The organism is Kitasatospora sp. MBT63 (assembly GCF_000710465.2).
Lineage (GTDB): Bacteria > Actinomycetota > Actinomycetes > Streptomycetales > Streptomycetaceae > Kitasatospora.
In genome coordinates this window covers 1-9837 of sequence record NZ_JAIZ01000496.1, presented here as the reverse complement: position 1 = coordinate 9837, position 9837 = coordinate 1, and the positions used below count along the sequence as shown (strand labels likewise).

Genomic DNA, 9837 nt, shown 5'->3' with positions numbered 1-9837 from the left:
TGCGGGATCTCCCGGTCCGGGTGCGGCTTCGCGGCGTGGATCACGTCGGGGAACTTGATGGCATCCTGGATGAAGCACACCGGGATGTTGTTGCCGACCAGGTCGTTGTTTCCCTGGCCGGGATATGGGCAGACGCGCAAAGATCAGGGCTCCCCAACAACGAGGGACGAGCCCGTGGCACTGATCCCACAACGGGCACACGCTCACGACGTGCGCCCGCATCGCCGTCAACAGTGCGGGGACATCGAACCGCGCTGCCGAGCGCAGCGCGGCCTCGGAGACGGGGCCACGGCCGTGACACTCCGGACGGCAGTGCCACGGGCACGCCGTCGTCGTGCGGAGCCTGCGGCGCGCACGGGAGCTACGACCGCGCCGCGCCACCGGGGCATTTGCCCCGCGTTCCGAGGAGGCTCCCGTGCCCATCATCGTTCGCGCCCGTCCACCGACCGGCTCCGGCGCCGTGGCCCACGAGGATGCCCCGCCCCAGGCGGCGCCAGGTGTCCCCGCCTGTCCGAGCAGGGACGAGCTGCGGACGATGGGCAGGGACGAGGCTCGCCGCCTGAGCGACGCGCTCTTCGAGCGCCTGGCCGACCTGGCGCCGGAGACCCACGACTACAGCGCTATGTCCGCGGCACCATCATCGAGCTCAACATGCCGCTGGTGCGCTACGTCGCTTCCCGCTTCCGCCACCGCACCGAGGACATGAACGACATTGTCCAGTCCGGCACGGTCGGACTGATCAAAGCCATCGACGGTTACGCTCACCGGCGCGGTGTGGAGTTCCTCACCTACGCCATCCCGACCATCGCCGGCGAGATCAAGCGCTTCTTCCGCGACACCTCCTGGCCCGTCCGGGTACCGCGCACCATGCAGGAGCTCTACCTGGCGGTGGCGCGCGGCTCCGACCGAGTGGAACAGGAACTCGGTCGACAGCCGACCGCTGAGGAGCTCGCCGAACGGCTCGACCTGACGAGGGACCAGGTCACCGAGGGACTCGTCGCGAGCCGGGTCTACCGCACAGACTCCCTCGACGCCCCGCGCGAGCGGGACACCGACGACGCTCGGAGCGCCCTGGCGGACCGGCTCGGCGCCTGCGACCCCGGCCTCGAGCTCGCCGAGTTCCGCGCCGCCGTACGCCCCCTGCTCGCCGGACTGCCCCGGCGCGCGCAGAAGGTGCTGGCGCTGCGGTTCTGGGAGTACCGGACCCAGTCCGAGATCGCAGCGGAGATGGGTGTCTCCCAGATGCAGATCTCCCGGATCCTCTCCGCCACTTTCACCCATCTCCGCGAAAGCATCGAAGACCGCGACGCTCCCGCGTGGGCGGACGACAACGGGCACCGCCCTGACCCCATGCAGCATTCCCTCCACCGGACGGCCCCGGCTGATCTGGAATGATCGTTTTCATGCGGCCCGGTCACGGCCGGGGCCGGTCCGCAGCAAGGTCGGGCCCCAGTCACGGAGGAGCCGCCCCTGCCTCAGTCCCCTGGACCACACCGCGGCACAGTCCGAGTGCACCGGTGACCACCTTCCCCGGGGCTGGGGCCTCGCGCGACGACCACGTGCTCGCCCACGGCGATCTCGAAGACCCTCCGTCGACGGGTGGCGCGCGAGAGGTCGCCGCAGCGGGATGATCCACCGCGGATGGACGGCAAGGTGATGCTGGTGACCGGCGCGGCATCGGGGATCGGGCTGGCCGCCGCAGGTTTCGCCCGGCTCGGTGCCTCGGTGTGCGTCCTGGCCCGGGACCGGGACCGGGCGGAGCAGGCCGCCAGGCTGACCCGCGAGCACAGCGCGCCGGCGGCTGACGTCGTCCCGGCGGTGTGCGACGTGGCCGATCTCGCGGCAGTGGGGGCCTTCGCCGCTGACTTCGCGGCCCGCGAGGAGCGGCTGGACGTGCTGGTCAACAACGCGGGCGTGATGCCGGACGGCCGGCAGGTGACCGCGGAGGGTGTGGAGCTGTGCTTCGCCACGCATGTCCTGGCCGGGACGGCCGCCTGTCCGGGAACGCCGCCGCTGCGCCGGACCGGCCGGTGCACAGATGCAACGACAGCACCGGTCCCCGCGGGGACGGCGTGCGGCTTCGCCCTCTTTGGCCCGAGCCGGGCTCTTGGCGCCGGTGCGCGGGGTCATGGAGTCGATGAGGCAGGCCGCGCCGGCGTGCGCTCGTCGTCCTGCTCCAGGTTCGGTGACCTCCTGGCGGCCGTCAGCTAGCCGGACCAGTCGGCTCTCTGGGCGCCCGGGAGGGCCGACCAGCCCGACCAGCAGCGCCGACTCGGTGGTGTTCACCGCTTCGGCCTCGGCCGGGCCGGGACCAGAAGGCGGCATCAGTCCTCGACGCCACTGGAAGTGTGAGCCGCGCCGAGCGGCTGCTCGTAGTCCTACCACGTGACGGCGCGCGGGTCCCGCAGCGCCCGGCGTTGGATGCGGACACACCGGTCACCGACTGGGCGCCCCACGAACCTAGGAAGAACAGCGCCATCACCATGCCCAGCGAGCGTGAGTACAGCGTGCTGCGCAGCCCGTCAGCGCGGGCCCAGGCCGGGGACGTCGGTCGCGTGCGCGCCGACCTTTTGCTCGTGGTTCCGGAGAGTCCGCGCTGCAGCAGCCACACCGTGCCGAAGATGTGCAGGAAGAACTGCAGGTCGCCGGTCAGGGCCGGGGCGGCTGCCGAGAGCGGCGGTCTCAGCTTGGCGTGCGGCCTTCGTCCTCACCGGGCAGCGGATTGGGGGTAGACGGTATGCCTCACTGCCCGGCAGAGTGGCGACGGCGCCACCACTGTCTCCGGCTCCACAAGGTGGGGCATCCGCGCCGCCGCAGTTCCTTATCGCTTGTGGCCGTTGCCGTGTCCGTCGGGGTGCAGGACCACCTTGGTCCAGCCCTCGTCACGGGCGTCGAAGTGCTGGTAAGCGGTGGGGGCCTCGTCCAGGCTGAGTTCGTGGGAGACGACGAAGCTCGGCATCGCCCTCCCGGCGGCGATCAGGTCCCGTAGCGCCCGGTTGTACTTCTTCACCGGTGCCTGTCCGGTCCTCATGCGCTGGCCCTTGAACCACATCATCCCGAAGTCGATCGGGATTTTGCCTTGCGCCTCCAGCTCTCCCTGGGCCTCCTCCCCGCCGGGGTCCTGGGGCAGGAACACGCCGACCACGCCGATGTCGCCCGTGAATCTGACCGAGTCGATCAGGCCGTTGAGAGTGAGGCTGGCATCCTCATGTCCTTGGGGGTCGTGTGCCTGGTAGCCGACGCATTCACAGCCGTTGTCGGCACCGAGACCGAGGGTGGCCTCCTTGACGACCTCGGCCGGGTCCTGCTCGGCGGTGTTGATCGGGATAGCGCCGAGGTCCTCCGCTATGCGCAGCCGGTCGCCCTGGTGGTCGGCCACCCAGATGCGGCCGGCACCCCTGAGGAGGGCCGAGTAGGCCGCCATGAGTCCTACGGGGCCGGCGCCGAAGATGATCGTCTGGTCACCCGGCTTGACGTGAGCCATCTCGGTGGCGTGGTAGCCGGTGGGGAAGATGTCGGCGAGCATCACGTAGTCGGTTTGCCGCTCGGCGGCGTCCTCGCCCAAGCGCAGGGCGTTGAAGTCTCCGTAGGGCACGCGTAGCAGCTCCGCCTGGCCGCCCTGGTAAGGGCCCATGTCGGCGAATCCGTAGGCGGCTCCCGCAAGGGCGGGTTCGGGCTGCATGGTCAGGCAGTAGTTGGTCAGGCCCCGCTCACACTGCTTGCAGAAGCCGCAGGCGATGTTGAAGGGCAGGACCACGTAGTCGCCGACCCGGACCTTGCGGACGGCCGAGCCGACGTCCACGACCTGGCCCATGTTCTCGTGGCCCAGCGTACGGCCGGCCGCGAACGAGGTGCGGCCCTCGTACATGTGCAGGTCCGAGCCGCAGATGTTGGTGGTGGTGATCTTGACGATGATGTCGCAGGGATGTTCGATCTTCGCGTCCGGCACGTCCTTCACCGTGACCGTCCGCGGTCCCTCGTATACCGCTGCCTTCATGAGGACTTCCCTTTTGCCGTGGCATGACTGCGGCACGGCGATGGTGAGACGGCGCAAGAACCCGCCTCGCGAAAGTTGGCACGACGTCGTCCGTGCCTCCGGCACGCCTCCACAGGCCATTCACCCGGATCAGGCGGCGCGGGGGCGCCGCCACCGGCCCGCCAGGCCGAGCGGCGGCGCTCCGGCGTGCCAGGCGCCTTCCCGCCAGCTCGGACGCGAAACAGCCGTTCACCGATTGATAGGCCGAGGGTTTTTCGGAACTGGAAGGCTTTCGGCCGCCAGGCCATTGGCCGTCTGGCCTTGTGCAACGCCCACTCTGGGGTTCACGCCTTGGAACACCGGGACACGCGTGGGACAGCAGGCGATGGACGAGCAGGCCGGCTGGAGTACGCGGGTAGTGCAGTAAAGAGCACGAGGGCCAGCAGGTAGCCCAAGAACGTACTGATGGCCAACCCGAATCCGACGCTCAGCGCGACCACCTTGCGCGGGCGCCAACCCCGCTGGATGGAGGAGGCGCCGACCGAGAACGCGCCCAACGCTGCGGAGGCGGCGTAGGGCGGGAACACCAGCCACAGTGCGAGCGTGATCACCGTTGCTGCCCCGGCCGCGGCACGCGGTGCGACCGGGGGTTCGAGCCGCGTTCGTTCGGTGCGAAGCCCGGCGCGCATGGACTCTTCCAGCGCCCGTAGCCATCTCGCGGGTCCGAGCCCAGAGCGAAGGCAGGGAGACTTCGCATCGGCACTCCCGAAGTGCGTGCTGCCACGCGGCGCGGCAACCCATGCGGGACTGCCCGGTGTGACTAGCGTGGCTTATGGCGAGTACCGCAGTGCCGCTCACCCGGTGAGCGCGGCCAGGCCCCGAACTCGCGCTCACTGCCAACGGCGACGGACGATTGCACCGGAACGATGATCGCACTGGAACCAGGGGAATCGGGCGGACGAGTGACGCTCGATCTCGTTCTGATGTCCGATCCCGGCTGGCCGACCGACGTCGCGCGCCGTCTGAAAGCTGATCTGGTCGGCCTCCTCGTTGGAGTCCGGGTGGACGTGGACTGGCGGGTGTCAGTGAATTCCAATGCTCTCGCCCTCGCCGCGCAGGCGGACCCGCCGAGCATGGTGCGGGCGCTCACCGAGCGGCTGAAGGGCGGAACCTGGGATCTGGCCCTGTTCGTCACGGACCTGCCCTACCGGGCCAACGGCCGGCCCGTCGTTCTGATGTTGAGCCCGCGTGAGCGCGTTGCCCTGATTTCTCTACCCTCACTCGGGTGGTTCCGGGTCTCCGGTCAGGCGCGCGACGCGGCCTTGTACGCCGTCTCCGAACTCCTCGCCGCAACCGCCGGGCCCACGTCGGCCCGGGAGGAGGTGCAGCGGCCGGGCGGAGGGGAGCGATACCTCGTGCTGCCGGGCCGCAGCGGGAGGCTGCGCCTGCTCGCCGGAATGGTGCGGGCCAACCGGCCGTGGCTGCTCTTCACCGGCTTGTCCAGGGTCCTTGCCGTCGTCTTCGCGACGGCCTCCTTCGGCCTGCTGAGCAGCGACGTCTGGAACGTCAGCCGCCATCTCGGTCCGAGCCGCTCCTGGGTGCTCACCTTCCTGTCCATCACCGCTGTGGTGGCCTGGCTCGTGATCGACCACGAACTATGGGAGCGTCCACAGGGGAGTCTGGCCCAGCACCAGGCCCGGCTTTACAACGTGGCCACGGTCGTCACCCTTTACCTGGGGATCTCCTTCCTCTACGCCGCGCTGTACGTGCTCATCGCTCTCACGGCGCCGCTCCTGCTCGCCCCAGGCGCCTTGGGCCCGGTTCTCGGGCACGAACCCGGCGCGGCCTACTACCTGTCCCTCGCATGGTTCATCACGTCCATGGGTACGGTGGGCGGCGCGTTGGGTGCGGGGCTGGAAGACGATCAGGTGGTGCGGCAGGCGGCCTACGGGGAGCGCCAGCGGCTGGGGCAAAGGCAGGACACCACCTGGTCCGACAGCGGCGGTTAGCCAGTGCGGTGAAAAGCGATTACCGACTTCCCGGACCCGACGGTCTGGCCCGGCGCGTTCACCGCCACCGGCCGCCGACGGTGCGCTCGACCTCGCCCACGACCTGCACCGCCGGATCGACGCCGTCGACGGCCTCCACGTCCACGGCCGCGCGGGACTTCTGCGGGCCGGGCCTGGCCGCCGACATGGACCCGCTGCAGGTCATCATCGACATCTCCGCCCTCGGTACCACCGGCTACCGGGCCGCCGACTGGCTGCGCAGCCACCACCAGATCAATCTCCACGTCAGCGACCACCGCCGGATCAGCGCCCAGCTCACCCACGCGGACGACAGCACCACCGCCGACACGCTGCACCGCGCCCTGGTCGACCTGGTGGCGAACGTCGCCGCCCTGAAGCCCGCGGTGGCCGTGCACGTTCCCCCGCCGGACCGCCTCCGCCTCGAACAGGTCAGCCTGCCCCGCGATGCTTTCTTGGGCCGCACCGGGCAGGTCGAGCCGGCGAAGGCCGACGGCCGGATCGCCGCCGAGATGATCACTCCCTATCCGCCCAGCATCCCACTGTCGTGCCGGGCGAACGGTTCGACCGCGAGGTCATCGACTACCTCGCCACCGGCGTCAAGGCCGGCATGGTCGTTCCCGATGCGGCCCGTACGGATCTGCAGCCCGTACGCGTCGTCATCGAGGACTGAACCTGCCGGTCGGGCGGCCGTTCAAGCCGTCCCGGCAGGATCGTCGCCCGCTCGCGCGAACTGCTGTGCGTTCGCGCCAGTGCGCCGCTCGCGATGGCGGCGACATTGCGGGCCTTGCCCTGCTCAACGCTCCTGGTCAACCGAGACGGATTTCCTGCTTCCCGGACGGCGTGTGGCTGGCCCGGAGACCGGTGCGCCGGGCCGAGGTCGACGCCCACCCTGGCCCCGCCCCAGTGGCGGCCGACCCAGCTCCCCGCCTACCGCGAGCTGCGCGACAACGCCCCGGTCCTCGCCGACGAGGAATCGGTCGACCCACTCGGGGCGGCGGAACGGCTGCGGGTCAGATCCTTCAGCCCGGCGGGAGCGCTGGTTCAGGAGGCGTTGGAGCGCCAGGCATCGCGGGCGGCGCTGGATGCGGACACGGCCTGACGGGCCGTGCGGGAGGCCATTTCCACGGGGTGGGTCTCCCAAGCGGTGATGATTCGGCGTCCGGCGGTGGCGAGGGCGGTCGCGACCAGGGCCGCCCCTGTGACGCTCAGGAGGGCCCCGACGCCGGACAGGGCGGCCCCGATGGTGAGGAGGCGCACGTTCGGCTTGAACTGCTCGGCATGGAAGTGGTAGTTCGGCATGCCTCCACGATGTGTGCTGCCGCATTCCGTCGCACCCGCGGCCGTCCGCTGCGTGCCGATAGGACGCCGTCGCGGGCGCGGCACGACGCGCCCCCGGGTACCCGCTTTCCCGGCCGCTTGCGTCGGCGGGCGCCTCCGGGCCCGCACATGTACCACGTCCCGCCGCAGGGCCGGCCGGTGCCGATCGGCCGGGAGCCCCGCCGATCGGCACCGCGCCCGACAGCGGCCCCGACACCAAAGGGGCCGGCCCCGCGACGACCCGGTCGGTCCGCTGGCTGCGAGGAGGTGCACGTGTACACGCCCTGTCCGTTCACGGTCCGGGCCGGCCACGCCAACCGCGGACCGCTGCTCGTCGTCACCGGGGATATCGACTTCGAGGTCGCCCCGCTCCTCGTCGATGCCCTGGAACAGGTGCTTGACCATGACCTGGATCTGTTCTGCGACTCCTCCGGCCTGCACACCCTGCTCACCGCCCGCACGGCCGAAGCGCGCGGGATCACGCTGCGCCTGGCCGACCCGTCCCCCAGATGACCCGGCTGCTGGACATCACCGGCGCCCTCGAACTCTCGACATCGACCGTCTTGCCGCATGAGCACGAGCGCCGGGTCCTCGCTCTGGCGCTCGCCGACCATCCGGGGACCCGCGCGCGTCCCCAGCATCGCGTGCCGGGCCGGGTGGGCTGCCAGGCCCCGCAGCGGCGGGTCGACGTCGGCCCGACCGGACGGCTCGGCCCGCACGCTCTGCCGGTGTACACGGACGAGACCGGTGACCTGCTCGTGGAGATCACTCCCGAGGGCATGGCGTTGCCGGTCGGCGGCGTTGTTCTGCTGCGCGCCCACCCCGTCGCCGCTTCGTAGCCGGCCGGGGTTGGCGCGACGCCGGTGAACCCGTACCTGGTGCCGCCACCGCCCTGTCGGATCCAACGGCCGGGCTGAGGCGCCGTGCCAGTTCGTCGCGCGCACCGCCGCCTGTGGCCGCGAAGGCACTCGGCGGCACCGACTTCACCACGGAGCGAGCCGCGACGGACATCGGGGCGGGATGCGGCCGCTGTGCGACCCGCACACCGCCGTGGCGCCGGTACGCCGCCGCAGACCCCCAGCACCGACCGGCGTGCCGGTGGGACACGGGCGCGGTTCTGACGGCCCGGGTGGTTGCGGTGGCCCCCTGCCCTGTCAGGCCGGCCGGTTGTCCGTTGGCGTGGTTGGGGGACTGCCCGGATCAGGGGCGGACGGGTGGCCGGGTGGGGTCGGCGAGGTGGTGGCGCAGAGCGTCGATCCGGGCGAGGTGGTGGTCGAGGGCGGCGTTGACGGTGCTCGTGGTGGCGGCCCCTCGTGCTTCGAGGTCGTGGATCCGGTCCAGGAGGTACTGCCAGCGCCTTTCGGCGGTGCTGGCAGGGTCAGGCGCGGCGTCGGTCACTGTCATCTCGGAGCTGGGTGGTGTGGTGGGTGAGGGTGTCGAGGCGGGTGGAGAGGTCGCGCTGGCCGGTGCCGAGGTGGGGGCGAATGGCGGCGAGGTGCTCTATGAGGTCGGCGGGGTCGGTGGCGCCGAGGGCAGCGGTCAGGGCGGCCTGGGCGGGGCGGGCGCCGGGGGCGAGCGCGGCCGTGGTGATCTGGGCGGCGAGGACCCGCAGCTCGGCGGCGTTGTCGCGAGCCCAGGCGGTAACCGTTCGCTCGGCGGCCCGCCGGTCACGGACGGCCTTGACACGTTCCGCGCCGGTACCGGCCTGAAGCGTGCCGCTGGCGGGCTTGAGGCGCAGGTAGCGGTTCTCGGCGGCCTGGCGGCTGGCGACACCCATCGGGTGGGCAAGGTCGGCCCAGGTGGCGCCGGCCCCCCGGGCGCTCTCCACCAGGCCGGCCTCCCAGCCGGCGAGCCGGCCGCGTAGCTCGCGCAGCAGGACGAGTGCAGCCAGGGCCTGCTCGAGGCCTACATGCTCGTCAGGGGCGGTCGGGGGCTGGGACGCGGGGTTGTGGGCCGTGCGGACGGCGTCGTCGATGGCGGCGAGCGCCGCCGCGGCTGCCAGGAACGAGGCGGGCTCGGTCGGTGGGGAGGCGTCGGGGGCGGCTCTGCGGGACGTCTCGCGCATGCAGTCACTCTATAGGCGACATACTCACTTGTCATCGGATGGATGACGCGCTAGAAAGGAGACAGGTGAAGCGCACTGGCACCCATTCGATCAGTGGAGGTGTTTCGCAATGCTGCTGCGCACTGACCCGTTCCGCGAGCTGGACCGGCTGACCCAGCAGTTCCTCAACACGACCGGCACCTGGTCGCGTCCGACGCCGATGCCGCTGGACGCCTACCGGGCCGGTGACGAGTACGTGATCTGCTTCGACCTGCCGGGGGTGGACCCGGACGCGATCGACATCGACGTCGAGCGGAACATGGTCACCGTCAAGGCCGAACGTCGCCCGCGCCAGGAAGGCGAGGGCATCAAGTGGGAGCTGTCCGAGCGCCCCCTCGGCATCTTCTCCCGCCAGGTCATGCTCTCCGATACCCTCGACCCCGCCGGGATCACCGCCGACTACGACGCCG

13 protein-coding genes and 1 pseudogene are annotated in these 9837 nt (G+C 71.0%); 7 read left to right on the top strand and 7 right to left on the bottom strand.

Going from position 1 to position 9837, the window contains the following annotated elements:
• Positions 1 to 116: pseudogene (locus AA75_RS46060) on the bottom strand (catalase); the annotation flags it as partial.
• 544 nt (positions 117 to 660) lie between these two features.
• On the opposite strand from AA75_RS46060, the gene AA75_RS26845 reads away from it, so the two are divergent.
• Entirely contained in the window at positions 661 to 1395 is a 735-nt protein-coding gene (locus AA75_RS26845) for a SigB/SigF/SigG family RNA polymerase sigma factor (protein ID WP_233289204.1), read from the top strand.
• Positions 1396 to 1641: 246 nt separating this feature from the next.
• On the top strand, positions 1642 to 2211 hold the full coding sequence (locus AA75_RS26840) for an SDR family NAD(P)-dependent oxidoreductase (RefSeq protein ID WP_051813450.1): 570 nt from the start codon (positions 1642 to 1644) through the stop codon (positions 2209 to 2211).
• On the opposite strand, the gene AA75_RS54100 is transcribed toward AA75_RS26840, so the two are convergent.
• Positions 2204 to 2611: a DUF6766 family protein gene (locus AA75_RS54100; RefSeq protein WP_368666609.1), complete on the bottom strand. Its 408-nt coding sequence runs from the start codon at positions 2609 to 2611 to the stop codon at positions 2204 to 2206. The genes AA75_RS26840 and AA75_RS54100 overlap by 8 nt on opposite strands.
• Positions 2612 to 2821: 210 nt before the next feature.
• Positions 2822 to 3997 (bottom strand): glutathione-independent formaldehyde dehydrogenase, encoded by a 1176-nt coding sequence (locus AA75_RS26830; protein ID WP_051813448.1) that lies wholly within the window; start codon positions 3995 to 3997, stop codon positions 2822 to 2824.
• A 905-nt stretch (positions 3998 to 4902) separates the two neighbouring features.
• On the opposite strand from AA75_RS26830, the gene AA75_RS26825 reads away from it, so the two are divergent.
• Entirely contained in the window at positions 4903 to 5985 is a 1083-nt protein-coding gene (locus AA75_RS26825; protein WP_149038398.1) for a hypothetical protein, read from the top strand.
• Between the two features lie 58 nt (positions 5986 to 6043).
• Here AA75_RS26825 and AA75_RS54095 read toward each other — a convergent pair whose 3' ends face one another.
• Positions 6044 to 6199 (bottom strand): hypothetical protein, encoded by a 156-nt coding sequence (locus AA75_RS54095; RefSeq protein ID WP_199520422.1) that lies wholly within the window; start codon positions 6197 to 6199, stop codon positions 6044 to 6046.
• A 351-nt stretch (positions 6200 to 6550) separates the two neighbouring features.
• On the opposite strand from AA75_RS54095, the gene AA75_RS54090 reads away from it, so the two are divergent.
• The gene (locus AA75_RS54090) at positions 6551 to 6676 is read left to right on the top strand and encodes an arginine 2-monooxygenase (RefSeq protein ID WP_149038397.1); all 126 of its coding nucleotides are present in this window, start codon (positions 6551 to 6553) and stop codon (positions 6674 to 6676) included.
• Between the two features lie 371 nt (positions 6677 to 7047).
• On the opposite strand, the gene AA75_RS26815 is transcribed toward AA75_RS54090, so the two are convergent.
• Positions 7048 to 7305 (bottom strand): hypothetical protein, encoded by a 258-nt coding sequence (locus AA75_RS26815; RefSeq protein WP_051813441.1) that lies wholly within the window; start codon positions 7303 to 7305, stop codon positions 7048 to 7050.
• 291 nt (positions 7306 to 7596) lie between these two features.
• On the opposite strand from AA75_RS26815, the gene AA75_RS26810 reads away from it, so the two are divergent.
• Together AA75_RS26810 and AA75_RS26805 are read left to right on the top strand one after the other, a co-directional pair.
• Positions 7597 to 7836: an STAS domain-containing protein gene (locus AA75_RS26810; RefSeq protein WP_033822840.1), complete on the top strand. Its 240-nt coding sequence runs from the start codon at positions 7597 to 7599 to the stop codon at positions 7834 to 7836.
• Positions 7833 to 8162, top strand: coding sequence for a DUF6296 family protein (locus tag AA75_RS26805; protein ID WP_033822839.1), 330 nt, complete (start codon positions 7833 to 7835; stop codon positions 8160 to 8162). Before AA75_RS26810 ends, AA75_RS26805 begins: the two co-directional genes overlap by 4 nt.
• A gap of 361 nt (positions 8163 to 8523) precedes the next feature.
• On the opposite strand, the gene AA75_RS26800 is transcribed toward AA75_RS26805, so the two are convergent.
• Together AA75_RS26800 and AA75_RS26795 are read right to left on the bottom strand one after the other, a co-directional pair.
• On the bottom strand, positions 8524 to 8727 hold the full coding sequence (locus AA75_RS26800; RefSeq protein ID WP_149038396.1) for a hypothetical protein: 204 nt from the start codon (positions 8725 to 8727) through the stop codon (positions 8524 to 8526).
• Positions 8702 to 9388, bottom strand: a complete 687-nt coding sequence (locus tag AA75_RS26795) for a hypothetical protein (RefSeq protein WP_033822837.1) — start codon at positions 9386 to 9388, stop codon at positions 8702 to 8704. The genes AA75_RS26800 and AA75_RS26795 overlap by 26 nt, the downstream gene beginning before the upstream one ends.
• Before the next feature lie 109 nt (positions 9389 to 9497).
• Here AA75_RS26795 and AA75_RS26790 point away from each other — a divergent pair.
• On the top strand, positions 9498 to 9837 hold a 340-nt coding region (locus AA75_RS26790), incomplete at its 3' end, for an Hsp20/alpha crystallin family protein (protein ID WP_033822836.1).